At 64.2% G+C, this 25,388-nt stretch carries 23 protein-coding genes; 13 read left to right on the top strand and 10 right to left on the bottom strand.

Annotated elements, in window-relative coordinates; genetic code table 11:
- From EOA49_RS04930 to EOA49_RS04895, 8 genes are all read left to right on the top strand, one after another.
- The coding region (locus EOA49_RS04930; protein WP_348626859.1) for a DUF6537 domain-containing protein at positions 1 to 699 on the top strand (699 nt) is incomplete at its 5' end.
- A 255-nt stretch (positions 700 to 954) separates the two neighbouring features.
- Positions 955 to 3,270 (top strand): EAL domain-containing protein, encoded by a 2,316-nt coding sequence (locus tag EOA49_RS04925; RefSeq protein ID WP_067003356.1) that lies wholly within the window; start codon positions 955 to 957, stop codon positions 3,268 to 3,270.
- 382 nt (positions 3,271 to 3,652) lie between these two features.
- Positions 3,653 to 4,414, top strand: a complete 762-nt coding sequence (locus EOA49_RS04920) for an acyl-homoserine-lactone synthase (protein ID WP_127240546.1) — start codon at positions 3,653 to 3,655, stop codon at positions 4,412 to 4,414.
- 144 nt (positions 4,415 to 4,558) lie between these two features.
- Positions 4,559 to 4,708 carry a DUF3096 domain-containing protein gene (locus EOA49_RS04915; protein WP_067003359.1) on the top strand — a complete coding sequence of 50 codons (150 nt, stop codon included), beginning with the start codon at positions 4,559 to 4,561 and terminating at the stop codon, positions 4,706 to 4,708.
- Positions 4,709 to 4,981: 273 nt separating this feature from the next.
- Positions 4,982 to 5,206: an aa3-type cytochrome c oxidase subunit IV gene (locus tag EOA49_RS04910; protein WP_095799174.1), complete on the top strand. Its 225-nt coding sequence runs from the start codon at positions 4,982 to 4,984 to the stop codon at positions 5,204 to 5,206.
- Positions 5,207 to 5,292: 86 nt separating this feature from the next.
- Positions 5,293 to 6,561, top strand: coding sequence for a Re/Si-specific NAD(P)(+) transhydrogenase subunit alpha (locus EOA49_RS04905; RefSeq protein WP_127240541.1), 1,269 nt, complete (start codon positions 5,293 to 5,295; stop codon positions 6,559 to 6,561).
- A complete protein-coding gene (locus EOA49_RS04900; RefSeq protein WP_067003367.1) occupies positions 6,561 to 6,983 on the top strand; it encodes a proton-translocating transhydrogenase family protein in 423 nt (140 codons plus the stop codon). The genes EOA49_RS04905 and EOA49_RS04900 overlap by 1 nt, the downstream gene beginning before the upstream one ends.
- 1 nt (position 6,984) lies before the next feature.
- The gene (locus tag EOA49_RS04895; protein WP_067324170.1) at positions 6,985 to 8,382 is read left to right on the top strand and encodes an NAD(P)(+) transhydrogenase (Re/Si-specific) subunit beta; all 1,398 of its coding nucleotides are present in this window, start codon (positions 6,985 to 6,987) and stop codon (positions 8,380 to 8,382) included.
- 76 nt (positions 8,383 to 8,458) lie between these two features.
- Here the strand turns inward: EOA49_RS04895 and EOA49_RS04890 are convergent, their stop codons facing one another.
- From EOA49_RS04890 to EOA49_RS04880, 3 genes are all read right to left on the bottom strand, one after another.
- Positions 8,459 to 9,376, bottom strand: coding sequence for a hypothetical protein (locus tag EOA49_RS04890; protein WP_095776998.1), 918 nt, complete (start codon positions 9,374 to 9,376; stop codon positions 8,459 to 8,461).
- 217 nt (positions 9,377 to 9,593) lie between these two features.
- A complete protein-coding gene (gene gyrB / locus EOA49_RS04885) occupies positions 9,594 to 12,065 on the bottom strand; it encodes a DNA topoisomerase (ATP-hydrolyzing) subunit B (protein WP_067324174.1) in 2,472 nt (823 codons plus the stop codon).
- A gap of 246 nt (positions 12,066 to 12,311) precedes the next feature.
- Positions 12,312 to 12,893, bottom strand: coding sequence for an NADPH-dependent FMN reductase (locus tag EOA49_RS04880; protein WP_127240542.1), 582 nt, complete (start codon positions 12,891 to 12,893; stop codon positions 12,312 to 12,314).
- 180 nt (positions 12,894 to 13,073) lie between these two features.
- On the opposite strand from EOA49_RS04880, the gene EOA49_RS04875 reads away from it, so the two are divergent.
- Positions 13,074 to 14,444, top strand: coding sequence for a cytochrome P450 (locus EOA49_RS04875; RefSeq protein WP_127240543.1), 1,371 nt, complete (start codon positions 13,074 to 13,076; stop codon positions 14,442 to 14,444).
- Between the two features lie 27 nt (positions 14,445 to 14,471).
- On the opposite strand, the gene EOA49_RS04870 is transcribed toward EOA49_RS04875, so the two are convergent.
- The 7 genes from EOA49_RS04870 to EOA49_RS04840 all read right to left on the bottom strand — a co-directional run bounded on the left by EOA49_RS04870 (position 14,472) and on the right by EOA49_RS04840 (position 20,921).
- Complete coding sequence (locus EOA49_RS04870; RefSeq protein WP_127240544.1) at positions 14,472 to 15,455, bottom strand: complex I NDUFA9 subunit family protein; 984 nt, start codon at positions 15,453 to 15,455, stop codon at positions 14,472 to 14,474.
- A gap of 158 nt (positions 15,456 to 15,613) precedes the next feature.
- On the bottom strand, positions 15,614 to 16,066 hold the full coding sequence (locus tag EOA49_RS04865; RefSeq protein WP_127240545.1) for a DoxX family protein: 453 nt from the start codon (positions 16,064 to 16,066) through the stop codon (positions 15,614 to 15,616).
- Between the two features lie 379 nt (positions 16,067 to 16,445).
- A complete protein-coding gene (locus EOA49_RS04860; protein WP_095799181.1) occupies positions 16,446 to 17,447 on the bottom strand; it encodes an Ldh family oxidoreductase in 1,002 nt (333 codons plus the stop codon).
- 133 nt (positions 17,448 to 17,580) lie between these two features.
- Entirely contained in the window at positions 17,581 to 18,390 is an 810-nt protein-coding gene (locus EOA49_RS04855) for an ABC transporter permease (protein ID WP_127243079.1), read from the bottom strand.
- Complete coding sequence (locus tag EOA49_RS04850) at positions 18,390 to 19,055, bottom strand: ABC transporter permease subunit (RefSeq protein ID WP_127216003.1); 666 nt, start codon at positions 19,053 to 19,055, stop codon at positions 18,390 to 18,392. Before EOA49_RS04850 ends, EOA49_RS04855 begins: the two co-directional genes overlap by 1 nt.
- A 200-nt stretch (positions 19,056 to 19,255) precedes the next feature.
- Positions 19,256 to 20,050 (bottom strand): transporter substrate-binding domain-containing protein, encoded by a 795-nt coding sequence (locus EOA49_RS04845; RefSeq protein WP_067324186.1) that lies wholly within the window; start codon positions 20,048 to 20,050, stop codon positions 19,256 to 19,258.
- Positions 20,051 to 20,105: 55 nt separating this feature from the next.
- Positions 20,106 to 20,921, bottom strand: a complete 816-nt coding sequence (locus EOA49_RS04840) for an ABC transporter ATP-binding protein (RefSeq protein ID WP_095799183.1) — start codon at positions 20,919 to 20,921, stop codon at positions 20,106 to 20,108.
- Between the two features lie 211 nt (positions 20,922 to 21,132).
- Between EOA49_RS04840 and EOA49_RS04835 the strand changes: the two genes are divergently transcribed.
- The 4 genes from EOA49_RS04835 (at position 21,133) to EOA49_RS04820 (ending at position 25,315) form a co-directional block, all read left to right on the top strand.
- Positions 21,133 to 22,005, top strand: a complete 873-nt coding sequence (locus tag EOA49_RS04835; RefSeq protein WP_127242073.1) for a dimethylarginine dimethylaminohydrolase family protein — start codon at positions 21,133 to 21,135, stop codon at positions 22,003 to 22,005.
- A complete protein-coding gene (locus tag EOA49_RS04830; protein ID WP_127243078.1) occupies positions 21,975 to 22,646 on the top strand; it encodes a TetR family transcriptional regulator C-terminal domain-containing protein in 672 nt (223 codons plus the stop codon). Before EOA49_RS04835 ends, EOA49_RS04830 begins: the two co-directional genes overlap by 31 nt.
- A gap of 197 nt (positions 22,647 to 22,843) precedes the next feature.
- Positions 22,844 to 24,424, top strand: coding sequence for a 5-guanidino-2-oxopentanoate decarboxylase (locus EOA49_RS04825; RefSeq protein ID WP_127239469.1), 1,581 nt, complete (start codon positions 22,844 to 22,846; stop codon positions 24,422 to 24,424).
- Positions 24,425 to 24,607: 183 nt separating this feature from the next.
- The gene (locus EOA49_RS04820; protein WP_127239468.1) at positions 24,608 to 25,315 is read left to right on the top strand and encodes an SDR family NAD(P)-dependent oxidoreductase; all 708 of its coding nucleotides are present in this window, start codon (positions 24,608 to 24,610) and stop codon (positions 25,313 to 25,315) included.
- The last annotated feature ends 73 nt before the right edge of the window (positions 25,316 to 25,388 follow it).

Raw genomic sequence — 25,388 nt, 5'->3', positions numbered from 1 at the left:
GCCACCCGCCGGGCGACAATGTCGTCGAGCGTTTCCGGTGCCGACGACATTGTCGCCCGGCGGGGGGCTTTCCTCACCGCCTACCAGAACGCCGCCTATGGCAAGCGCTATGCCAACAGGATCGCGGCGCTGCGCGCAGCCGAGGCGACAGCGGTTCCCGGCTCAACGGCCGTCACCGAGGCGGCCGCGAAAAACCTCTTCAAGCTGATGGCGATCAAGGACGAGTATGAGGTGGCCCGGCTTTACACCGACGGCAGCTTCGCCGCCGATCTCGCAAGGCAGTTCCAAAGCTACGAAAAGCTGGAATTTCACCTCGCGCCGCCGATCCTCGGGCGGCGCGGCAATGACGGCAAGCCGAGGAAGTCGAGTTTCGGCCCGTGGATGATGAAGGCATTTCGCCTGCTTGCTGTCATGAGAGGCCTGCGCGGCACCGCGTTCGACCTGTTCGGCCATACCGCCGAACGGCGCGCCGAGCGGCAACTGCTTGCGCAATACGAGGCCGATCTCGATCTGATCGCCGCAGCACTTGCGCCGGGCAAGGTCGAGGCCGCCGCCGCTCTGGCCTCCGTTCCGGCGCTCATCCGCGGCTATGGCCATGTCCAGCAGGCCAGCGCCGCCAAGGCGTCCGAAGAGCGCTCCAGGCTGCTGCAGCGGCTGACCGAGGCCGCTCCGGTGCCCGTTCTCAGCGCTGCCGAGTGATTGCGCCAGACCAATCCCGAAGTTTTCGTCGGTCGGCCTAAAGTGCCTCGCGTGGAAATGGATCCAGCAGAGGCGCTTTAGGCCTTTGTTCGATGCAGGTCGTTCTCCCAAAACCGCTGCGCACTTGTGGGTGACATGCGTTAGGTCCTTTGCGGCCCTTGGCCGGCAGACCGAAGCCGCTGCTCAAGGCGGTTCTGTTCTAAGCCTTTCTTAAGGCGGTTGTGTCATGACAAGGCTAAGCGTTGGGCCGACCCTATGGGCAAAACAAAGACCGAAAGCATCCCAGCGGATGTTTATATCCAATTTGTGCGGTCGTTGTTCGACAACGCGCACATGTTGTTGATCGGTGGCGCGTGCTACTGGATCCTCGGATTCATGATCTATCTGCGCACCCACAATCCCCTGTTCCTGGCGTTTTCTTTTGCCCTGCTTTCCGTCAGCCTTATCCGTTACTTCGGCATTCGCGGCTTCCTGAGGACAGGCGGCGCAATTGCCGATGTCGAACACGCGCAGCGGTTGGAGCGCAGCTACATCCTGAAGGGCTGCCTTCAGGGTCTCGGATTGGGCGCGCTGTGTTTCGTGTCGATCTACATATATCCCGAACCGTTCGCCGAGCTCGCGGCAATGTCGCTCACGCTGGCGACCCTGGTCACCGTTGTCGCCCGCAACTATGGGTCGCCGCGCATGGTGCGGATCTTTTCCGTGACCTTCATCGGTCCGGCGGCTCTCGCGCTCCTGCTGCGCATGGACGCGCCCTCCGTCGTCCTCGGCCTGATGATCATCCCGATGACGTTCATCACCATCACCGGCGCCGATCATGTCCGCAACGTGCTGTTCTCGGCGGTCATCGGCCACAAGCAGGCGAGAAACCTGACGCGCAGGTTCGACCGCGCGCTCAACACGATGTCGCACGGCCTGGTCATGCTCGGCCCCGACGGGCGCGTCGCCGTCGCCAATGCCGAGGCCGCCCATCTGATGTCGCTGAAATCGGCCGACGCGCTGCTCGGGCGCTCGATCCACGGCCTTCTGATGCGCGGCGTCGCCGGCGGCATGCTGGCACCGAAGGATTGCCGCTACATCGAGGCGCAGCTGACGCGCGCCTTGCGCGAGGGCCGGGACCGCAAGGTGCTCGTGTCGCTCGCCAATGGCCAGCACTACGAGTTCTCCGCGCGCGAAGGCAGCCAGGAACTCGGCGTCATCACCTTCGAGGACGTCACGGCCCGGGTCGAGGCGGAGGAAAAGATCCGCTTCATGGCGCGCTACGACAACCTCACCGGCCTGCCGAACCGTGCCTACTTCCACGAGCTGGTCGGCGAAGCCATGGCGTCCGGCGACCGCGACCGGCTCTGCGGCTTGGCGGTGCTCGACCTCGATGATTTCAAGAGCGTCAACGACACGCTCGGCCACCCGGTCGGCGACGGTCTGATCTACGCCGTAGCCGAGCGCCTGGCAGCGGTCGCCGGGCCGGGCATCAATGTCAGCCGCTTCGGCGGCGACGAATTCATGATCTATTTCGACCGCATCGAGGATGAGAGCCATCTCAGCAGCCTGCTCGACGAGATCTTCGCCGGCCTGCAGGGCGAAGTCGACGTCGCCGGTCACGGCCTGCGCATCCAGACCAGTGGCGGCGCGGTGTTGTCCGTGGTCAAGGACACCGACGTCGACGGCATGATCGTCAAGGCGGACCTCGCGCTCTACAAAGCCAAGGAGCTCGGCAAGAACAGCTGGCGGCTGTTCGAGGCATCGATGGACGCCGCCTTCCGCAATCGCCAGCTGATGAAAGCCGATCTGCGCAGCGCCGTGCAAGCCAAGGAGTTGCGCGTCGTCTACCAGCCGATCGTGTCGATGAGCACCATGCGCATCGCCAGCTGCGAGGCGCTCTGCCGCTGGGATCATCCCGATCTCGGCCCGATTTCGCCGGGCGTCTTCATTCCGCTGGCCGAGGAGATGGGCATCATCTCCGAGATCAGCTCTTTCGTGCTGCAGGCGGCCTGCGCCGAATGCGCCAAATGGCCGGCCCAGACCAGCGTTTCGATCAACCTGTCGGCCAAGGACTTCCGCAACCGCGACGTCGTGCAGAAGGTGCGTGATGCGCTGGCGGCGTCGGGCCTTGCGCCGCACCGGCTCGAGATCGAGGTGACGGAGACTGCCCTGCTCGACGACAAATCACTGACCCGCGAGCTGATCGAAGAGCTGAAAGCGCTGGGCGTCCGCATCGCGCTCGACGACTTCGGCACCGGCTATTCCAGCCTCAGCTACCTGCACAAGCTGCCGCTCGACAAGATCAAGATTGATCGCTCCTTCCTGATCGACGTGACCCAGAGCCCCCAGTCGCTCGATCTTCTGAAGGGTATCGTCGGCTTGACCCGGACGCTGGGCCTGGTCGTCACGATCGAAGGGGTGGAGACTTTCGAGCAGCTGAAGATATTGGTGCGTTCGGTCAAGCCAGACCTCGTGCAAGGCTTCCTGTTCGGCGCCGCGCTCAGCGCGTCCGGCATCGAGACGATGTCGAACGTCACCTGGCCATTCGCCGCGGACCTGCGCCTCGCCCCCAGACGGTCGGCCAGATAGGGAATTTCATCATTCAGGATTAAGAATGCGCGTTGCGTTGGCTACGCAGCAATTTTCGTCCAATCGGAAGGTTTTGACCCGATTGTTCAGGATCAAAAGCTCACATTTGTTTTATCTAAGCAATTCAATACGGCAAAGTATTTTGGCTTGATGCCCTATATTACCGGTAGCTGCGGCAGCCAAGTCCTTTCAGCTCTGGCATCTGTGAACTCCTTGACATCGGATGCGTGCCAAGGTCCGAGTGTGCGGTCGACTTTTCCGCGCAACCCTTTCCGGCGCATTGTTAAGGTTAACGGAAGGTAAACCAGCAGTATCGAATTTTCGGCTTGTGTCTCATTTTGACTCGAATAGGCTGTTTACAGGCGGATACGAGGACTTGAGGATGGATACTGCAAGAAACGATGCGCAGGCTGACGCCGGCGCAAATACTGGCTCGGCGCTGAATCGTTCGATCATGCAATTGCTGGAGCATGTCGATTACCGTTTGATCACGGGGGGCGAGGATCTGGAGGCGATCTACCGCCTTCGCTATCAGTCCTACCTGCGCTCAGGCATGTGCGGCCCGATCGCCAGCGGGATGTTCGAGGATCGCTGGGACAACCTGCCGAATTCCTACCGGTTCGGCGTCTATTTCGATGGCCACTTGGTCAGCACGCTGCGGCTCCATTACATTTCCCGCGAGCACCCCTATTCGCCCTCTGTCGACGCCTATCCGGAAATCTTGGCAGAGCGGCTTGCCCGCGGAGAAACCTTCATAGACGGAACCCGGTTCGCAACCGACGCGGATAGCGCGCCCGCGCCCGGAGTCCTGCCTTTCCTGACGCTGAGGCTCGGCATGGTGGCTTCCAGCTATTTTGGCCAGACGGCCGTGCTGACGCCGGTCAAGGTCGAACATTCCGCTTACTACGCCCGCATCTTCCATGCCGTGCAGCGGACAGAAGGCAAGGTGTTTCCGGGTGTCCTTGCGCCGATCGCCTTGTTCGAGATCCCCTGCGGTGAAAACTTGCGCCAGACGCTCGACCGCTTCCCGTTCTTCAAGTCGACGCCGGTGGAGCAGCGGATGATGTTCGCCAATCCGGCCATCAACCGGCTCACCCCTCTGTCGATCGTACCGACGGCCAAATACTATCGCGATGCCGCCTGAACGGGCGTCCTTCCGCGCATCGTGAACCTTACCCGCGGCTCCCGCGTTACGAGTACCGGCGTCACTGATCATCGACGGCGCCGCATTCTTGCCCCAGGCTTGTCGCCGGCTCAAATCGGGTTTTTCACGGGAAGGAGTACGATCATGACCATCCACTCGCTTGCGCTCACGCCCCTGATCTCGCTGATCGCCGGCATATTGATCCTGGTGATGCCGCGCCTGCTCAACTACATCGTCGCGCTCTATCTGATCGTGGTCGGCCTGCTCGGCCTGTTTCCGCACCTCGCCGCCTAATGCAATCTCGCCCGGAACCGTGCAGCGGTTCTGGGCAACGGCACCCATCAAAACGAGCTTTGAAGCGTCTCGCCTGAATCCGATTCAGCGCGACGCGCTTTAAAGGCCCACGATGCCCCTCGCCACGGCGAGGGGCTGCCATCGCAATTTTAGCTTCCGCCCATTTCAACTTTCGTTTGAGGCTGTTGTCGCCGGCCGTGCGGCAATAGCGCCATTGCTCTTGCTCCGGCTTTTCGCTATGTGCCTCGAAGGCATTTTCGAAGGGGTATTCCTATGGCTGATCACACGCCGACCGGTCCTGTCGAACTGGGCGCGCAGATGGACTATGCCGAGCATGATCGTACCTACAACGCATTCCTCGCGCTGGCCAAATACGGCTCGCTCGTCTGCGCCGCCATTCTGCTGGCCATGGCCTTCGGCTTCTTCGCGGGCGGCTTCTTCTCGGCGACCATCCTGTTCATCGTGATCATGGCCGTCGGCTATTTCATTCTGCGGTAGACTCTCCAAGCCATTGCGTTTGACGTTCCGCCGGAGGTCCCGGCCGACGCCTTGCGCAGCAAGGTTCCAGCCGAAAGGATCATGCGGTGGGGCAGACGGTATTCATCCCTCGTGAGCTTGACGCGAACGAGCCGAGAGTCGCGGCCTCGCCCGAGACGGTGAAAAGGATGGCGGGCCTGGGCTTCGAGGTGATCGTCGAGAAGGGCGCCGGCCTGGGCTCGCGCATTACCGATCAGGAATTTGTCACCGCCGGCGGCACGATTGGAACTGCCGGGGACGCCAAGAACGCCGATGTGGTGCTGAAGGTGCGCCGGCCGACCGATGCCGAGCTCAAGGGCTACAAATCGGGCGCGGCCGTCATCGCCATCATGGATCCTTACGGCAACGATGCGGCGCTTGCCGCGATGGCCAGTGCCGGCATCACCGCCTTCTCGATGGAGTTCATGCCGCGCATCACCCGCGCGCAGGTGATGGACGTGCTTTCCTCGCAGGCCAATCTTGCCGGCTACCAGGCGGTGGTCGATGCGGCGGCCGAATATGACCGCGCGCTGCCGATGATGATGACGGCGGCGGGCACGGTGCCGGCAGCAAAAACCTTCATCATGGGCGTCGGCGTCGCCGGTCTGCAGGCGATCGCCACAGCGCGCCGTCTCGGCGCCGTCGTCACCGCCACCGACGTGCGTCCGGCGGTGAAGGAGCAGGTGCAGTCGCTCGGCGCAAAGTTCCTGGCGGTCGAGGACGAGGAGTTCAAGGCGGCGGAGACCGCCGGCGGCTACGCCAAGGAAATGTCGAAGGAATATCAGGCCAAGCAGGCGGCCCTGACCGCAGAGCACATCGCCAAGCAGGATATCGTCATCACCACGGCGCTGATCCCTGGACGTCCGGCGCCGAAGCTGGTGTCGGCCGCCATGGTCGCCTCGATGAAGCCGGGCTCGGTGATCGTCGACCTTGCGGTCGAACGCGGCGGCAATGTCGAAGGCGCTCAACCCGGCAGGGTCGTGACGACGGAAAACGGCGTCAAGATCGTCGGCCATCTCAATGTGCCCGGTCGTGTCGCGGCATCCGCCTCGCTGCTCTATGCCAAGAACCTCTACGCCTTCCTCGAGACAATGGTCGACAAGGTGACGAAGACCCTTGCCATCAAGCGCGATGACGAGCTGGTCAAGGCGACGATGCTGACCGATGCCGGCCAAATCGTGCACCCCAGTTTCGCCAAGGCCGCCGGGCAGCCGCGCACCGAGCCGGCTGCGATCCCGGCCACGGTCCTGGTCGCGGATGCCGCCGACAAGAAACCGGCGCCCAGGAGGAGGGCCGCAGCCAAGTCACCCTCGCCTAAGCCAGAAGGGACCGCGTGATGGAACAGCTGCAGAAAGCCCTCGACCAGCTCGATCAGGCGACCGCTGCCGTACGCCTCGCGGTGCAGGATCTCGCCAATGCGCCCGCCGGCGCCGAGGCTGCCGGCAACGCCGCGCACGCGCTCTCGGGCGGCGCCATCGATCCCTTTGTCTTCCGCTTCGCCATCTTCGTGCTGGCGATCTTCGTCGGCTATTATGTCGTCTGGTCGGTGACGCCGGCGCTGCACACGCCGCTGATGGCCGTCACCAACGCCATCTCCTCGGTCATCGTCGTCGGCGCGCTGCTTGCCGTCGGCATCGCCGCCTCCGGCCTTGCGGCGGGCTTCGGCTTCATCGCCCTGGTGCTGGTCTCGGTCAACATCTTCGGCGGCTTCCTCGTCACCCAGCGCATGCTCGCCATGTACAAGAAGAAGGAAAAGTGACGTGACCGTCAATCTCGCTTCCTTCCTCTATCTGGTCTCCGGCATCCTGTTCATCCTGGCGCTGCGCGGCCTGTCGCATCCGACCACCAGCCGCCAGGGCAATCTCTACGGCATGATCGGCATGGGCATTGCCATCGCCACCACGCTGGCGCTGGCGCTGCCCTCGGCTGGCCGCTTCGGCCTGATCGTGCTCGGGCTTGCCATCGGCGGCGGCGTCGGCGCTTATGTGGCGCGCCGCATCGCCATGACCTCGATGCCGCAGCTGGTCGCCGCCTTCCACTCGCTCGTCGGTTTCGCCGCCGTCATGGTGGCGGCGGCAGCAATCTACGCGCCGGAAAGCTTCGGCATCGGCACGGCCGGCGACATCCATGCCCAGGCGCTCATCGAGATGAGCCTCGGCGTCGCGATCGGTGCCATCACCTTCACCGGCTCGGTCATCGCCTTCCTCAAGCTCGACGGCCGCATGTCCGGCAAGCCGATCATGATCGGCGGCCGCCACCTGATCAACATCGCGCTCGGCGTAGCCCTCGTGGTGCTGATCGTGCTGCTCGTCACCACCGAATCCAAGCTAATCTTCTGGCTGATCGTCGCCGCTTCGCTGGTGCTCGGCGTGCTTCTGATCATCCCGATCGGCGGCGCCGACATGCCGGTCGTGGTGTCGATGCTGAATTCCTATTCCGGTTGGGCGGCAGCGGCGCTCGGCTTCACGCTCGGCAATCTGGCGCTGATCATCACCGGTGCGCTGGTCGGTTCTTCCGGTGCGATCCTGTCCTACATCATGTGCAAGGGCATGAACCGCTCCTTCATCTCCGTCATTCTCGGCGGCTTCGGCGGCGAGACGGCTGCGGCTGCCGACGACGGCATCGAGCGCACCGTCAAGCAGGGCTCGGCCGACGACGCCGCCTATCTGATGATGAACGCGCAGAAGGTCATCATCGTGCCCGGCTACGGCATGGCGGTCGCGCAGGCGCAGCATGCGCTGCGCGAGATGGCCGACAAGCTCAAGGCCAACGGCGTCGAGGTCAAATACGCCATCCATCCGGTCGCCGGCCGCATGCCCGGCCACATGAACGTGCTGCTCGCCGAGGCCAATGTGCCCTATGACGAGGTGTTCGAGTTGGAGGACATCAACTCCGAATTCGCCCAGGCCGATGTCGCCTATGTCATCGGCGCCAACGACGTCACCAACCCGTCCGCGCGAGATGACAAGAGCAGCCCGATCTACGGCATGCCGATCCTCGACGTCGACAAGGCCCGCACCTGCCTGTTCGTCAAGCGCTCGCTGGGTTCGGGCTATGCCGGCATCGACAACACGCTGTTCTACAAGGACGGCACCATGATGCTGCTCGGCGACGCCAAGAAGATGACCGAGGAAATCGTCAAGGCCTTCGATCACTGATCCGGCTTGCCATCTCAAAGACCGAAAAGCCCGGCCGTGAGCCGGGCTTTGTCTTTCAATCACCGGATGGTTCAGTCTAGCCTTTGGACAGGAAAAGCGCCTCGTCTTCGTCGCGCTGCTTGCCGCCGAGAGCTGCGGCAGCGCTGGCGATGAATGCGCCGATGACCAACGCCAAGGCGCCGATCAGGGCAAATGAGGCCGTTGCCTTCCTGGCCGTGTCTGCCGCCTGCTTGGCCTTGGTCTTAGCCTCCTCCACCTTTGCAAGCACCGCATCGACACGGGCCTTTGCGTCGGCTTCCGGAAGGCCTGTGCGGGCAGTCACAAGCTGCGCCAGGTAGGTCTTGTCGTCGGCCGACACCTCACCGGAGGCGGCACTTGCGACCAGGATGCGAGACGCTTGCGCCGTGGTCGCCGCGTCGTTTTGCGGATTGGCGGCTGCAAGCTTGCTCGCATCCGCCGGACGGAACAGCGTGTCGACGAAATACGATGTCGCATTGTCGACCGAGGCGCCGTTGGCGTTTGCCGACGCGCCTGCCGAGGCACCCATCGCGGCGCCCGACGCGACAGTGGATGCCGCCTGCACGCCCGTCCCAACTGCAGCCGACAGGACCGAGCCGAGAACACCGGCGACAAGCAACGTGGCCAGCGCCCAGGCAAGGAAGCCGTGGGTGGTGTCGCGGAAATAGACCTCGTCAGTGTGGACGCCAACCCATTTGGTCCGCAACCGCCCGGCAAGATAACCGCCTAGGCCCGCCGACAGCCATTGCACGACGATTAACCAGGCGCCGGTGGTAGCCGCGAAGGTGGTGACCGAAGGATTCGACGCGGACCAGGGCGAAACCATCGTCAGCCCGAGTCCGGAGCCGAGCAAGGTAAGGATGAGAGTCAAAGCCGAGGCTGCGAAAGCGCCAGCGATGATCGGCCCCCAACTGACGGCGGTGGCGGAGGATTCTAGCGTACCGGGAGCATCGGTTGCCGATAGGGTGGGCTGCATCGAAGCCTCCTAGCGGGCAAAAAGCATGATGAGAATGATGATCGGAATCGGAACCCCGAGCAACCAGAGCAAGATACCGCGGCCCATCGAAACCTCCTGAAACAAGTTGTGATCGATCTGTCACAATGTTTCAGGAGACCTTCTGTTCCGGTCGGATCACCCCATCCGCCACGGACGGCGGACCGACGGCAGGCTGAGAGGCCCGATGGCACGGTCCTCAAATATCCAGATTGGCCACCGACAGCGCATTGTCCTGGATGAACTCGCGCCGCGGCTCCACCTCGTCGCCCATCAGCCGTGAGAACAGGCTGTCGGCGTCGGTCGCGTCGGCCACCTTGACCTGAAGCAGCGAGCGCACATTCGGATCCAGCGTGGTTTCCCAGAGCTGTTCGGCGTTCATCTCGCCAAGGCCCTTGTAGCGCTGCATGGTCAGTCCCTTGCGGCCAGCCGCGAACACCGCGTTGAGCAGCGCCAGCGGCCCGGAAAGGAGCTCGGAAGTCTCCTTGCGGCGCAGCGCCGGCTGCTCGCCATAGACTTCCGCCAGGCGCGCTGCATAGCGGTCCAGCTGGCGCGCATCGGCCGAATTGATCAGCCCGGCATCGAGCTGGACCGCGTCCTTGACGCCGCGCACGGTGCGTTCGAAGACATAGCCGCCCGACCCGTCATTGGAGGTCGACAGCCGTCCGCTCCAGCCGCGCTCGGTCTCCTCGGCGATCATGTCGAGCCGCCTGGCGACGTGTTCGGCCATGGCGGTGGCGCGGCCGAGATCGGCGAGCACGTCGGCGTTGAGCGCGCCGGCGATCGCCGCCTGCTCGACGACACTGCGGTTGTAGCGCGTGTGCAGCCCGTTGATCAGGTGCCGCACCGCCAAGGCGTCGTCGACCGCGCCGCGCAGGTCCTGTCCGGTCCGCACCTCGCCGGAGGCGAGCGTCAGTGAAGCCTCTTCCAGCCCGGACTCGATCAGATATTCCTCATAGGCGCTTTCGTCCTTGAGATATTGCGAGCTCTTGCCCCGCGTCACTTTGTAGAGCGGCGGCTGGGCGATGTAGAGATGGCCGCGCTCGATCAGCTCCGGCATCTGCCGGAAGAAGAAGGTGAGCAGCAGCGTGCGGATGTGAGCGCCGTCGACGTCGGCGTCCGTCATCAGGATGATCTTGTGGTAGCGCAGCTTGTCGGCGTTGAACTCGTCCTTGCCGATCGAGGTGCCGAGCGCCGTGATCAGCGTGCCGATCATGTCGGAGCTGAGCATACGGTCGAAGCGCGCCCGCTCGACATTCAGGATCTTGCCCCGCAGCGGCAGGATCGCCTGGTTCTGGCGCGAGCGCCCGCCCTTGGCCGAGCCGCCGGCCGAGTCGCCCTCAACGATGAAGATTTCCGATTTCGCGGGATCGCGCTCTTGGCAGTCGGCAAGCTTGCCGGGCAGCGAGGTGACGCCGAGCGTGCTCTTGCGGGTTATGTCGCGCGCCTTGCGCGCGGCTTCGCGCGCGGCGGCCGCCTGGATCACCTTCTCCACCACCACCTTGCCTTCGCTTGGATGCTCTTCCAGCCAGGTGCCCAGCGCCTCGTTGACCAGGCTTTCCACCACCGGCCGGACTTCCGAGGAGACCAGCTTGTCCTTGGTCTGCGAGGAGAATTTCGGATCCGGAACCTTGACCGACAGAACGGCCGTCAGGCCTTCGCGGCAGTCGTCGCCGGTGAGCGAAACCTTTTCCTTCTTGGTCTGGCCGGAGGACTCGCCATAGCCGGTGATCTGCCTGGTCAGCGCGGCGCGGAATCCGGCCAGATGCGTGCCGCCGTCGCGCTGCGGGATGTTGTTGGTGAAGGCCAGCACGTTCTCGTGGTAGCTGTCGTTCCACCACATCGCCACCTCGACGGTGATGCCGTCGCGCTCGGCGCGAATGGCGATCGGCTTCTCGATCAGCGGCTTCTTCACCCGGTCGAGATACTTGACGAATTCCTCTAGGCCGCCGTCATAATGCAATTCGTGGCGCACGAGGTCGGCATGGCGCGCGTCGGTCAGCACGATGCGCACGCCGGAATTGAGGAAGGCGAGCTCGCGCAGCCGGTGCTCGAGCGTGTTGTAGTCGAATTCGACCATGGTGAAGGTTTCGGCTGACGGGAAGAAGGTGATCTCGCTGCCGCTGCGGCCTTCATAGGTCCCCGGTCGCTTGTCCTGCTCGTAGGTGCCGGTCACCTTCAGCGGAGCGTCGGCATTGCCGTGCGTGAAGCTCATCTCGAAGATTTCGCCGTTGCGACGGATCTTGAGCTTGAGCCATGCCGAAAGAGCGTTGACCACCGAGACGCCAACGCCGTGCAGGCCGCCCGAAACCTTGTAGGAGTTCTGGTCGAATTTGCCGCCGGCATGCAGCTGGGTCATGATCACTTCGGCCGCCGAGACGCCCTCGCTGGGATGGATATCGGTCGGAATCCCGCGGCCATTGTCGATGACGGTCACCGAGCCGTCGGGGTTGAGCGTCACCGAGACGAGGTCGGCATGCCCGGCCAGCGCCTCGTCGATGGCGTTGTCCACCACCTCATAGACCATGTGATGCAGGCCCGAGCCGTCGTCGGTGTCGCCGATATACATGCCCGGCCGCTTGCGGACAGCGTCCAACCCCTTCAAAACTTTGATGGAATCGGCGCCATACTCGGCTTCCGCGCCAATGGCGCTTTCGGTCTGATCGCTCATAAATACCTGTCTGATTGATGTCGCTGATCCGGCGCGGAAAATGGTCCCGAATCGCGCCGTTTTGATGTCCTTGATATAGGCGCAAATGGCCGTTTTTCCAAGGTTTGCAGGCGTTTTGCCGGCTTGGCGAGCGGCCGTTGGCAGGCCGGGCGCGATACTCCGGGAAGCGCGGGGCGGGCAGCGGGCTATGCCGGCGCGAAAGCCTCGCCCGAGCGCGGCGTTGCAGCAGTCATATCGGGACGTCTGCTATTCCGCCCGGAGGCCGGCGCGCAGCGCCTTCAGCGCCTCGCTCCAGCGGAACAACTCGTCCAGCATGGTCTTGGCGCCGCCCAGCACCTGCTCGCTCGGATGATACGCGCCCTCCTTGTCGAGCAAGGTCCTGTAGGAAGGCAGCGCCACGCCTTCCGGGATCGGCATGACGCCGACCGAGGTCAGCAGCGGCTTCAGCGCCTGTGCCGCGCGCAGGCCGCCGGACACCCCGCCATAGCTGAAGATGGCGGCGGGCTTGTAGCGCCACTCCTTGAGCAGATAGTCGACGGCGTTAACAATCGCCGGAGCGGCGAAATAATTGTATTCCGGCGCCACGAACACGAAGGCGTCGGCGGCGTCGATCGCCTTCGACCAGGCCTTGGTGTGGTCGTTCTCGTATTTGCGCAGGCGCGGATGATGCGGCTCGTCGAGCAGCGGCAGCTTGAAGGCGGCAATGTCGGCGAGCGCCGGCTCGAACTTGCCTTGCTCGCGCGCGAACCCCTCCAGCCACTCGGCGAAGATCGGTCCGGCGCGTCCCGGTCGCGTGCTGCCGATGATGATGCTCAACTGGTGCTTCACGGGTGGCTCCTCGATTGACGGTATCCGTTGGCGACTAAAGGAACCGGTCACCGTCAACAAGCAGCCATCGAAGGGCGCCGTTCACATTCAGGCGAGGCGGTCTCTCCATGGGCTTTCCGTTCGGTCACATGGACGCCCGCTTTGCCGCGCATTACATTTGCCGTCGTAGCGGAGCATCCGATGGACACAAAGCCCGCCCCCTTCGTGCCGCCTGCGCCGAAGCCGCGCACCCAGCCGCCCTCGACGCTGGAGATGATGCGCATCGTCTACCGCAACCCGCTCGAGCTGTGGGGCGAGCATACCTACAACGAGCCCTGGATCTCGGTGACCGGTATCGGCGGGCCGCTGGTCATCGCCAACGATCCCGGCCTCATCCGCCACGTGCTGATCGACAACGCCAGGAACTACAAGATGGCGACGGTGCGCCAGCTGATCCTGCGCCCGATCCTGCGAGACGGCTTGCTCACCGCCGAGGGCGAGGTGTGGAAGCGCTCCCGCAAGGCGATGGCGCCGGTGTTCACGCCGCGCCACATCTTCGGTTTCGCCGAGCCGATGCTGAAGCGCACGCTGGAATTCGCCACCCGCTACGAGGCCGGCGGTACGACCGACGTCGCCCGCGACATGACGATGCTCACCTATGATATCCTCGCCGAGACGCTGTTTTCGGGCGAGATCGCCGGCGAGCCCGGCAGCTTCGCCAAGGAGATCGACCGCCTGTTCGAGACCATGGGCCGGGTCGATCCGCTCGACCTGTTGCGCGCGCCACAATGGCTGCCGCGGCTGACGCGCATCCGCGGCCGCAAGACCATGGCTTATTTCCGCAACATCGTTGCCAACACGGTGAAAATGCGCGAGCAGCGGCTGAAGCGCGATCCCGACGGCGTGCCGCAGGATTTCCTGACACTTCTCCTGAAAGCCGAGGGGCCGGACGGCCTGACCCGCGCCGAAGTCGAGGACAACATCATCACCTTCATCGGCGCCGGGCACGAGACCACGGCGCGCGCGCTCGGCTGGACGATCTACTGTCTCGCCGAAGCGCCTTGGGAGCGCGACAAGGTCGAGCAGGAGATCGATGCGGTGTTGGCGCGCGAGCCCGATCCGACAAGGTGGCTGGACGCCATGCCGCTCACCCGCGCCGCCTTCGAGGAAGCGCTGAGGCTTTATCCGCCGGCGCCCTCGATCAATCGCGAGCCGATCGAGCCGGAGACCTGGAACGGCCTCTATATCCCGAGATACGCCGCCGTGCTGGTGATGCCCTGGGTGGTGCATCGCCATCGCAAGCTATGGGACAGGCCGGACGCCTTCATGCCGGAGCGCTTCCATCCGGAGAACCGCGAACGGATCGACCGCTTCCAGTATCTGCCTTTCGGCGCCGGGCCGCGCGTCTGCATCGGCGCCAGCTTCGCCATGCAGGAGGCGATCATTGCTTTGGCCATCCTGTTGTCGCGCTTCCGTTTCGACGTAACGTCACAAACTCGGCCATGGCCGGTGCAGAAGCTGACCACGCAGCCGCAGGGCGGCCTGCCGATGCAGATTTCCCGCCGCGCCTGATTGGAACGGGTCCCGATCGGGAACAGTCTACCGGTCGGCGATCGGCCGGCGCTGCTGGAACTGGCCAGCGGCGCGGAAGCGCCAGAGATAGCTCGGCAGGATCGCGGCGATCGCCTGCGGCTGGATGCCGAGGCCATTGATCGTTCTGTTCGCCTTGGCGGCGGCTTCGGAGACGACGTTGTGCTCGCGCAGCTGCAGCACCTGGTCCTTGGTCAGCAGCGGATTGGGCAACAGCTGCAGGATCGAGGCTTGGATATTGGCCACCCACCACGGCACCGGCACCAGGAGGCGTCTGCGGTCGATAACGGCGAGCAGCTCCTGCATGCATTCCTTGAAGGTCAACACCTGCGGGCCGCCGAGCTCATAGGTCTGGCCACGCTCGACCTTGCCGTCGACCGAGCGTGCCACCGCCTCGGCAACGTCGCCGACATAGATCGGCTGGAATTTCGTCTCCCCGCCGCCGATCAGCGGCAGCACGGGCGAGAAGCGCGCCATGTTGGCGAAGCGGTTGAAGAAGGCGTCCTCGGGTCCGAAATTGATCGAGGGCCGCAAGACGACGGCGTCGGGCACCGTCTCGAACACTGCTTTCTCGCCGAGAGCCTTGGTGCGGGCATATCCCGACGGCGAGTTGAGGTCGGCGCCGAGCGCCGATATATGGGTGAGGCCGGCGCCGACCGATCGCGCGGCCTCGGCGACGGCGCGCGCGCCGAACCCGTGCACGGAGCCGAATTTCTGCCGGCCGCTCTCATGCAGTATGGCGACGAGGTTGACGACGTGGTCGGCGCCCTGAACGGCGCGGTCGACCGACCAGCGCACGCGCACATTGGCCTGCACCGGCTGGATCTGGCCGACATTGCCGAGCGGCTGCACATGGCCGGCAAGGTCGGGCCGCCGGCAGGCGACCCGGATGCGATAGCCGCGCTTGGCGAGCGCGCGAACGACATGACGGCCGACGAATCCCGAGCCGCCGAACACGACGACGAGCTTGGGGGTCTGCAGGATTTCGGTCATGGCTGGCTCCGCGCGCAAAAGCTTGGCTGAGCCGCTTCTTAATCCGTTTCGCGTCAAAGGCAAAGAGCGACCGGAGGTCGCCGCCGCCTTGTTTTTTAGTAATTCCAGGAAAGTGTGGAGCGGTTTTCCGTGCCGAATTGCGTCAGGGTAAAAGCCGCTCAGAACGCCCGGCCGATGCGCGCGTCGACCGAATGCCGGTTGCCGCCTCGGATGACGAAGAAGGCGAGGATTGCCGCCCAGAGCAGCGACTTTTCCGCGCCCGAAAAGCCCTGGCCCATGGTGACCCAGTGGAACCATACTGTGACCAGAAGCACGATCAGGCCGGCGAAAGCGGCCGGGCGGGTGACGAGGCCGATGGCAATCAAAATGCCGCCGAAGAATTCGGTGCAGGCGAGCAGCGGCGACCAGAAGACGCCAGGATAGAAGCCCAGACCTTCGACCATTTCCGTGGCGCCAAATGGATTGACGATCTTCTGCGAGCCATGAATGGCGAGGAAGACCCCGGCAACGGCGCGCAGCAGCGTTTCGGCCGCATTGTTCAGCGTCGCATAGAGTCCGCCTAGGGCCGGAACGATAAGCCTTGGTCTGGACGTGTCGGTGCTGGCGAACATGCGGTCTCCTTTTTGCTGATTTGACGGACGCAAAGGCGTCCGCTCCGTCAAATAGGATAAACCTGACGAACTTTCGCATGTTTTATTGCCGCAGTGAGAAACAGAAAACCCCGCCGAGGCGGGGTTTTCCGGGCAGTGAGCGCACCGAAACAGGGTCCAACGAGGCGGCCTGACCTGAGACGGTATCAAGGCGGCGTGAAGCAAGCACGCCCGCCCCGGCCCTGGACGCCCGGCGCGACGGCCGCCAATCGCAAGCCGCGACCCAAGCCACCCTTTTGCGGCTTGCTATGTGGGGTGCCGCTGATGGTCGCTGCCGGGCTAAGAAAAGGTTCAAAGGGCGCGAAGCAAATGCGCGCCTTGTTGCCGGGCGATGCCCCGATCAGGCCGAGTAGCGTTCGGCGAATTCGGAAATGCGCTGCACGACCGCCTTCGGGATATCGACTCCACGCGCCGTCGCCTTTTCAGCGGCCTCTGCCCGGGCGCGGCCGGGGATGTGCACGCCGTAGCGCCGCCGCAGCCGGTCAAGCTGGTCCTTCATGCGCTGTTCAAAATCCGGATCGACCAATTTGGGCTCGATAGCGAGCACGAAGAGCCCGGTTCCGGGGCTGTCCGGCCCGCCTGAGAACCAGGGTGCGTCGAGCGACCAGTTGGCGCCGGAAATCCCCGCCGCCAGCACCTCGACCATAAGCGCGATGTTGGCGCCGCGCTGGCCGCCGAAGGCGAGCATCGCGCCCTTCATCGCCGCCGCTGGATCGGTGGTCGGATTGCCGCTGGCATCCAGTGCCCAGCCCTCGGGGATCTTCCTGCCGTCTTCCGCCGCCTTGCGGATGTTGACGAAGGCGGTGGCGCTCGACGATTGGTCGATCACCAACGGCGGCCCGTCCGCGGCAGGCGCGGCAAAGGACATCGGGTTGGTGCAGTAGACCGGCTTGACCGAGCCCGAGCCTGCAAGCACCGCCGGCCCGTTGGTGGCGGCGAACGAGACCAGCCCCTGCGCTGCCAGCCGTCCGGTGAAATAGCCGAGCGCGCCGCAGGTATAGGCGTTCCTTTGCGAGAAGATGGCGACGCCGAACAGCCTCGCCGCCTTGACGAGGTCATCGATAGTGCGGTCGAAGCCGGTATGGGCAAGTCCGCCGCGCGCATCGGAGAGGTAGGCGGCCAGCGCCGGCCGGGTGACGACCGGATCGGCATTGCCGTCGATGCGGCCGTCCTCGATCGCCTCCAGATAGTCGATGAAATGCGACAGGCCGACCGCCGACAGGCCTTCTGCTTCCGCCGCGATGATCGAGGCAACCAGCGACTGCGTCGCTTCTTCATTGGCGCCGGCGCCCAATGCCGCCATGCGGCAGAGCCCTGTTGCCTGGTCGAGAGTGAGTTGCATCGGAGCCGTCCTGAGGGAGTAAGGGAATAAGGGAGTAGGGGGAAATTGTGGAGCAAATAGCGAATGGGGATGGAAATGTGAATGCGGATCGTGGCTGAACACTCCCCTATTCCCCTATTCCCCTATTCCCCTACTAACCGATCTTGACCGGAATCCGGGCCTCGATGCGGCTGAAGATGAGAACCAGGATGCCGGTGATGGTCATGTAGATCAGCGCCAGCAGCAGCAAGGGCTCGTAGGTGAGATAAGTGTCCTGCCGCACCTTGGACGAGACGGCGAAGATATCGATGACGCTGATCGTCGCCACCAGCGGCGTCGACTTGAGCTGCAGCACGGTTTCGCCGGTCAGTGTCGGAAGCGCGCGGAAGAAGGCCTGCGGCAGCCAGATGCGGCGGAAGATCTTGAAGCGGCTCATGCCGAAGGCGCGCGCGGCTTCCAGCTGCCCTTTCGGCACGCCGGCGAAGGCGCCGCGCATCACCTCGCCTTCATAGCCTGCAAATGACAAGGTCAACGCCAATACGCCGTAGGGCCAGGCTTGCCTGAGATAGGGCCACATCCAGGACTCGCGGATCCATGGATATTGCGGAAAAAGCGATCCCAGCCCGTAGTAGAGCAGCCACAGTTGCAGCAGCAGCGGCGTACCGCGGATGATGGTGCAGAAGATCTTGGCCGGTGCGGCGAGCCAGAACGGCCCACCGGCCTGCGCCAGCCCAAGCGGTACGGCCAGTATAAAGCCCAGCGCGCAGGTCGCGACGAGGATCCACAGCGACCGCCAGATGCCGAGCAGCCCCATCTGCCAATATTGCGGCAGCCAGTCCCAGCGCATGAAGAAGGCCGCGCAGAGGACCAATCCCAGCGCGATTAGGATCAGCACGATGCGGTGCGGCTTCAGCCAGAGCGAGGCACGCGCCGCCATGTTGATCGCGGTCGCTTCGGCCGACATCAGCGCGCCTCCTTGACGGAAGGCATGCCGCGCCGCGACCAGGCCTCGACGCGGCCGATGATCACGTTGGAAAACAGCGTCAGCGCCAGATAAAGCGCGCCGGCAGCAAGATAGAAGACCAGATAGGCCTTGGTGACGCCGGCCGCCTGACGCGTCGCCAGCGTCAGTTCGAAGAAGCCAACGACGGCAAGCAACGCGGTGTCCTTGGTGGCGATCAGCCAGAGATTGGCAAGGCCGGGAATGGCGAAAGGCAGCATTGCCGGCAATGTTATGCGCCTCAACATCAGGCCGGGCGGCATGCCATAGGCGCGGGCGGCCTCGATCTGGCCTTGTGGGATGGACAGGATGGCGCCGCGGATGACTTCCGTCGAATAGGCGCCCTGCACGACGCCAAGGACAAAGATGCCGGCGGCCAGCCCGCTGATGTCGACGCGCTGGTAACCCATCGCGGTCAGCAGCTGATTGATGAGATCGGTGCCGGCGTAATAGAGCAGCAGGATCAGCACCAGTTCCGGCACGGCGCGCACCACCGTGGTGTAGACGGCGAGCAGATCGCGCGCCACCGGTCCGCCGTAGAGCTTGCCCCAGGCGCCGCCGGTGCCGATCAAAAGGCCAAGGCAGGTGGCGCCGATGGCGATCTCGATCGAATGCAGCAATCCGACCAGCAGGGTGCCGCCCCAGCCGGGCGGCACGGGCGACAGGAGCTCGATGATGCCGGCCGCCGAGGCCGGAAGAAAGGCATTGATCAGCTTCGCCCCCGAATTGCTGGCAGCCGCCGACCGCAGCGTTCAGCGGCGGGCATGCGTGGCAAGGTTTGGGCCAAGGGGCATGGCGCTGGCCATGCCCCCAACATCAAAAGGAGGCGTCAGTTCGACTGCGTGGCGCCGCCATAGATGTCGAAGTCGAAGTATTTCTTCGAGATCTCATCGTACTTACCGTTGGCGCGGATGGCCTTGATGCCGGCGTTGATCTTTTCCTTGAGCGCGGTGTCTTCCTTGCGCACGCCGGCGCCGACGCCCGGTCCGAGCACCTCGTCGTCCGGCGCGACCATGCCCTTCAGATCGCAGCAGGCCTTGCCCTGGTCCGTCTTGAGGAATTCGCCGAGCGCGATGGAGTCGGCCTGCACCGCATCGAGACGGCCGGCGGCGAGATCGTTGTTGGCCTCGTCCTGCGTCTGGTATTCCTTGATCTCCTGCGCGCCGGTGAAGTGCTTCTTGGCGTAGACGGCATGTACGGTCGACACCTGAACGCCGATCACCTTGCCTTTAAGATCGTCCGGCGTGGCGCCGAACTTCTGATCCTTCGGTCCGATGATTGCTGTCGGCGTGTTGTAATACTTATCCGAGAAGTCGATCGTCTTCTTGCGCTCGTCGGTGATCGACATCGAGGAGACGATGAGGTCGATCTTCTTGGTGGTGAGCGCCGGAATGATGCCGTCCCAGGCAACGGGCGTGATGACGCAGTCGAGCTTCTCCTCGGCGCAGACGGCGTCGATGAAATCGATCTCCCAGCCGACCCACTTGCCCGTCGCGTCCGGCGAGGTGAACGGCGGATAGGGCTCGGCGGCGACGCCGATCTTGACCTGATCGGCCTTGGCCACGCCCATCGCGGCGACGCCGAACAGCAGCGCCGCGGCGAAGGTCTTGAGAACAGTCTTCATTTCAGGACTCCCAGTTTGTTGTCGTTCCCGGTTTTCGCTCCGCTTGACGCCGGCCCTAGCCGACATTGCGGAGGAATTGCTTGAGCCTTTCGGATTTCGGGGCGCCGAACAGCTGTTCCGGCGAGCCTTCTTCCTCGACCAGCCCGTTGTAGAGGTAGACGACATGGGTCGCGACCTCGCGGGCGAATTTCATTTCATGCGTCACCAGCACCATGGTGCGCCCCTCGCGCGCCAGGTCGCCGATCACCTTCAGAACCTCGCCGACCAGCTCCGGATCGAGCGCGGAGGTCGGTTCGTCGAACAGCATGACGCGCGGATTGATCGCCAGTGCCCTGGCGATTGCGGCGCGCTGCTGCTGGCCGCCCGACAGGAATGCCGGGTAGACGTCGCGCTTCTCCGCCAGCCCGACCCGGGCGAGCAGCTTCTCGGCCTGGGCGATCGCCTCGTCGCGCTTGACGCCGAGCACGTGCACCGGAACCTCGATGACGTTCTCGATCAGCGTCATGTGGCTCCACAGGTTGAAGTTTTGGAACACCATGCCGAGTCTCGAGCGGATGCGCTCGATCTGCTTGCGGTCGGCAGGAACCGTATGGCCGTGGCTGTCGGCCTTCAGCTTGATCTCCTCGCCATTGACACGGATGATGCCGCTGGTCGGGTTTTCCAGGCAGTTGATGCAGCGCAGCAGCGTCGACTTGCCGGAGCCCGAGCCGCCGATGATGGCGATCACCTCGCCGTCGCGCGCCGACAGCGAAACGCCCTTCAGCACATGCAACTGGCCGAACTTCTTGTGCAGGTTCTCGACATGGATGGCTTCGGCGGCGCCGCTCTGCGCTTGGCCGGCTGGGACTGCGGCGGCTTCCACCGCGCTCACCGGGTAACCTCTATAGGGGCGACGGCAGTTCGTCGAACGTCCATCCGGCTCATCAACATACGCTGTACTGTCCCGCTCCTCACTTCAGCATGGACCCGGCAGCGCGAGCCCGTCAATCCCGTTCATTACGGCACTTGCGACCTTGTTGCGCAAGTGTATAAATAGCCGTTCATGAAATTTTTTCGGTTTTTTTCATCTTAAAAGGGCATTGATGAGCGCTTTCGGATCACAATCCATGGCGGCGCCACTGCGGCGCGTGCTCATGCGGTCGGCGGCGAACGCGATGCGCGACGCCGACAGAGCTCAATGGCACTATGGCCCCGGGTTCAACCCGGCGAAGGCAGCGTCGCAGCATGCGGCCCTTGCTGAACTGGTAGCCGCTTCCGGCGCCGAAATCGAATGGATCGAGGACAAGGCGGACGGCCTTTCGGATTCGGTGTTCACGCACGACCCATCGCTGATGACCGACCGCGGTGCGCTGATCCTCTCGATGGGCAAGCCATTGCGCGCCAGGGAGCCCTCCCTGCATGAGGAAACCTATAGAGGGCTGGGCATTCCGATCCTCGGCCGCGTCGAGGCTCCTGGCCAGGTCGAAGGCGGTGATTGCGTATGGGTGGATGCCCGCACGCTGGCGATCGGGCGCGGGGTCCGCTCCACCCAGGAAGGCATCCAGCAGGTTTCGAACCTGCTGACGCCGCTGGGAATTTCCGTCTACGGTTTTGATCTGCCGCTGTGGCAGGGTGAAGAGTCGTGCCTGCATCTGATGTCGGTGATCAGCCCGCTGGCCGACGATCTCGCGCTGGTCTATTCGCCGCTTTTGCCGGCCCCGTTCTATCAGATGCTGAAGGCGCGCGGCATCAGGCTGGTCGAAGGCGACGCCGGAGAATTCGCCGCTTCCAACGGCCTCAGCCTGAACGTGCTGCCGACCAGCCCGCACAAGGTCATTGCCGTTGCGGGCTTTCCCAAGACCAAAGCCGCGATGGAGGCCGCCGGCTGCACGGTTGAGATTTTCGAGGCGGACGCGCTCTGTATCGCCTGTGAAGGCGGGCCGACATGCCTGACACGGCCGATCCTGCGCCGATGACTGCGCGCCGCAAGTTCCGTCGCGAGGGCGAGGAGCGGCGGCGGCAGGATCTGATCGAAGCGACTCTGGACTGCGTGGCGGAATATGGCCTGCAGGGCGCCACTTTGCGCACCATCGCATTGCGTGCCGGCGTCACCGCCGGCCTGATCCGGCACTATTTCCCCGGCAAGGAAGAATTGCTGCAGGGGGCCTATACGGCGCTGGTCGGCCGCATGACCGAGCAGGCGAAAGCAGCATTGGTCATGGAAGAGGCGTCGCCTCGCCAACGCCTTGCAGCTTTCGTCACCGCCAATCTCAGCGCGCCGATCATCGACCAGCGGGTGTTTTCGCTCTGGGCGACCTTCATCGGCCGTGCCGGTGCGGATCCGACGCTCGCCCGTGCTCACCGCGAAGGCTATCTTGGCTTTCGTAACGAGGTGGAAGCGGTCGTCGTCGAGGTGCTCGCCGCCGAACAGCGCGAACCGGACGCAAGTCAGCTGCGCCGTCATGCCATCGCCATCAATGCGATCATCGACGGGCTTTGGATCGAAGGCTGCCTGGCCGGTGAGATGTTCTCGCCAGGCGAGTTGGCGGCGATTGGCATCAAGGCTGTCGAGGCCGAACTCGGCCTCGCATCGCTGAAGCATGATCCCGAAAAGTAGGACCCGGTTTTCGGAGAAAGATCATGCTCAACAAAGGTTAGATCGGGATGGCAATTCAACGAAACGCCATCACGGTCCAGAGCAATTCCAGGAAAAGGTGAAAAGCGGTTTCCCGTCCGGGATTGCGTAACAAACAAAGAGATAGAGCAAATCACTGTTTCCGTTAAACGGTGATCCGCTCCAAAGGGAGAAAACCAATGACCACGCTCGGCGAAGCGCTCATCACCTTGCTCGAGGCGCATGGCGTCGACACCGTATTCGGCATTCCGGGCGTGCATACGGTCGAGCTTTATCGCGGCCTGGCGCGTTCGAAGATCCGCCACATCACGCCGCGCCACGAGCAGGGCGCCGGCTTCATGGCCGACGGCTACGCCCGCGCCGGCGGCCGGCCGGGCGTGGCTTTCGTCATCACCGGACCCGGCCTCACCAACACCATCACCGCGATGGGCCAGGCGCGCGCCGATTCGGTGCCGATGCTGGTGATCTCCGGTGTCAATGCCACCGATACGCTCGGCAAGGGTTTGGGCTTCCTGCACGAACTGCCGGACCAGCGCGGCATGATGGAGAAGGTGGCGCTGTCTTCTGAGCGTGTCACCGAGGCCGAGGAACTGCCGGGTGCGCTCGCCCGAGCCTTCGCCGTCTTCTCCTCGTCGCGGCCGGGTCCGGTTCACATCGAGATCCCGACAAACGTCATGGTGAAGCCCGCCGAGGGGCTCGCGCCGGTGCTCGGCAACGCCGCGCCGCCCGCTCCGGACGCGGCGGCTGTTGCCGAGGCTGCGAGGTTGATCAAGGCGGCTCGCCGTCCGCTGATTCTTGCCGGTGGCGGTGCCAAGAAAGCCGACGCGGCGCTGACGCGTTTCGCCGAAGCGCTCGGCGCGCCGGTGGTCGAGACCGCCAATGCGCGCGGCCTGCTGCATGGCCACCCCCTCTTGGTGCCGGCAAGCCCCAGCCTCAAGGCGGTGCGCGCGCTGATGGCGGATGCCGATCTGGTGATCGCCGCCGGCACCGAATTCGGGCCCACCGACTATGACGGTTATGGCGATGGCGGCTTCGTGCTGCCGCCGAGCCTCATCCGCATCGATATCGGCGCCGACCAACTCGCGCGCCGTCCGGTGACGGTTGGCATCCACGCCGATTGTGCCGAGGCGCTTTCTGCCCTGCTGGCTGCACTCGGCGCCGCTCATGTCGCCGCGAAAGACGGCGAAGCCCGCGCTGCCGCAGGGCGAGAGGCCGCGCTGGCGGAGCTGCGGCCAGACTATCTGGCGCAACTGCGCGCGGTGGAGACGATCCGCGACGCGCTGCCCGGCGCCATCATCGTCGGCGACTCGACGCAGCCGATCTACGCCGCCAATCTCTATTACGACCACGACCGTGCGGCTGGCTGGTTCAATGCCGCGACCGGTTTCGGCGCGCTGGGCTACGGTCCGCCGGCGGCGATCGGTGCCGCCCTTGCCGTGCCCGAAGCGCCGGTCGTGTGCCTCACCGGCGACGGCGGCTTCCAGTTCACCTTGCCGGAGCTCGGCGCGGCGCTCGACGCCGAGGCGCCGGTGATCTTCGTCGTCTGGAACAATCGCGGTTATCGCGAGATCGAGACCTCGATGCTTGATGTCGGCGTCGAGCCGGTCGGCGTGTCGCCGGCGCCGCCGGATTTCTGCAAGCTCGCCGAGGCCTACGGCATCGAAGCCGAGCGGCTGACAGGGGTCGGTGACCTGGCCGGTGCGCTGAAGCGCGCGCGAACTGCCGGCAAGCCGCGGGTTATAGAAATCACCGTCGATTGAAGGTCCTGGCGACCGTCCCATCCGGCCGAGACGCAGCCGCGTCACGTTACGCGGCTGCGTGTCGACGCATGCAAAGACGGGACGCCTGCCATGTCGATATTTCAATTGAGTGACAACGCGAAAGGCGCGACGTTCGAGGCTGGGGCGGCATAACCATAAGAATACGACAGGAGCAGTCGAAATATGACGGAAACGCTTAACGGCAGGCATGTCGTGGTGACGGGCGGCACCGGGGCGCTCGGCGGCGCGGTTGTCGGCAGGTTGCTGGAGCAGGGCGCGATTTGCCACGTGCCCAATGCGCATGCCGCGGCTCCGCCGCATTTTCCCTACGCGGCTCACGCCAGCGTCCATCTGGCGCACAATGTCGACCTGTCGGACTCCGCCAAGGTCGAGGCCTTCTACCATCAGGTTCCGGAGCTTTGGGCTTCGATCCATCTTGCCGGCGGTTTCACCATGGCGCCGGTCGAAAAGATCGAGACGGCATCCTTTGCCGAGATGATGGACACCAATGCCCGGACCACCTTCCTTTGCAGCCGGGCCGCGGTGCGCTCGATGCTGACGTCGGGCACCGCGGGGCGCATCGTCAACGTCAGCGCGCGTGCCGGGCTTGATCCCAGGCGCGGCGCAGGAATGGTCGCCTATGCCGCGAGCAAGGCGGCGGTCGCCGCGATGACCCAGGCGATGGCCGAGGAGCTGAAGCACAAGGGCATCCTGGTCAATGCGGTCGCGCCCTCGACGCTCGACACGCCCGCCACCCGCGGCGACATGCCCGACGCCGATTTCACCAAATGGGTCAGCCTCGAGGCCGCCGCCGAGGCGATCGCCTATCTCGCCTCGCCCGCCAATCAGGCGATGAGCGGCACGCTGGTGCCGCTCTACGGGCGAGCCTGAGCTCACAGATCAAAGTGCAATGAAAAACCCCGCCGGATCGCTCCGGCGGGGTTTTTGCTTTCGGTAGAGGAAG

Origin of the sequence: Mesorhizobium sp. M1A.F.Ca.IN.020.04.1.1 (assembly GCF_003997315.1) — a bacterium.
In the GTDB taxonomy this organism is placed as follows: Bacteria; Pseudomonadota; Alphaproteobacteria; order Rhizobiales; family Rhizobiaceae; genus Mesorhizobium.
The sequence above is the reverse complement of the archived record's forward strand: the minus strand, read 5'-3'. Positions and strand labels throughout refer to the sequence as shown.

What these genes read in the sequence shown, in the direction of transcription:
- EOA49_RS04925 (WP_067003356.1), top strand. Translation starts at nt 955, where the DNA reads ATGGGCAAAACAAAGACCGAAAGCATCCCAGCGGATGTTTATATCCAA.
- EOA49_RS04920 (WP_127240546.1), top strand. Translation starts at nt 3,653, where the DNA reads ATGGATACTGCAAGAAACGATGCGCAGGCTGACGCCGGCGCAAATACT.
- EOA49_RS04915 (WP_067003359.1), top strand. Translation starts at nt 4,559, where the DNA reads ATGACCATCCACTCGCTTGCGCTCACGCCCCTGATCTCGCTGATCGCC.
- EOA49_RS04910 (WP_095799174.1), top strand. Translation starts at nt 4,982, where the DNA reads ATGGCTGATCACACGCCGACCGGTCCTGTCGAACTGGGCGCGCAGATG.
- EOA49_RS04900 (WP_067003367.1), top strand. Translation starts at nt 6,561, where the DNA reads ATGGAACAGCTGCAGAAAGCCCTCGACCAGCTCGATCAGGCGACCGCT.
- EOA49_RS04890 (WP_095776998.1), bottom strand. Translation starts at nt 9,376, where the DNA reads ATGCAGCCCACCCTATCGGCAACCGATGCTCCCGGTACGCTAGAATCC.
- gyrB (WP_067324174.1), bottom strand. Translation starts at nt 12,065, where the DNA reads ATGAGCGATCAGACCGAAAGCGCCATTGGCGCGGAAGCCGAGTATGGC.
- EOA49_RS04875 (WP_127240543.1), top strand. Translation starts at nt 13,074, where the DNA reads ATGGACACAAAGCCCGCCCCCTTCGTGCCGCCTGCGCCGAAGCCGCGC.
- EOA49_RS04870 (WP_127240544.1), bottom strand. Translation starts at nt 15,455, where the DNA reads ATGACCGAAATCCTGCAGACCCCCAAGCTCGTCGTCGTGTTCGGCGGC.
- EOA49_RS04865 (WP_127240545.1), bottom strand. Translation starts at nt 16,066, where the DNA reads ATGTTCGCCAGCACCGACACGTCCAGACCAAGGCTTATCGTTCCGGCC.
- EOA49_RS04860 (WP_095799181.1), bottom strand. Translation starts at nt 17,447, where the DNA reads ATGCAACTCACTCTCGACCAGGCAACAGGGCTCTGCCGCATGGCGGCA.
- EOA49_RS04855 (WP_127243079.1), bottom strand. Translation starts at nt 18,390, where the DNA reads ATGTCGGCCGAAGCGACCGCGATCAACATGGCGGCGCGTGCCTCGCTC.
- EOA49_RS04845 (WP_067324186.1), bottom strand. Translation starts at nt 20,050, where the DNA reads ATGAAGACTGTTCTCAAGACCTTCGCCGCGGCGCTGCTGTTCGGCGTC.
- EOA49_RS04835 (WP_127242073.1), top strand. Translation starts at nt 21,133, where the DNA reads ATGAGCGCTTTCGGATCACAATCCATGGCGGCGCCACTGCGGCGCGTG.
- EOA49_RS04830 (WP_127243078.1), top strand. Translation starts at nt 21,975, where the DNA reads ATGCCTGACACGGCCGATCCTGCGCCGATGACTGCGCGCCGCAAGTTC.
- EOA49_RS04825 (WP_127239469.1), top strand. Translation starts at nt 22,844, where the DNA reads ATGACCACGCTCGGCGAAGCGCTCATCACCTTGCTCGAGGCGCATGGC.
- EOA49_RS04820 (WP_127239468.1), top strand. Translation starts at nt 24,608, where the DNA reads ATGACGGAAACGCTTAACGGCAGGCATGTCGTGGTGACGGGCGGCACC.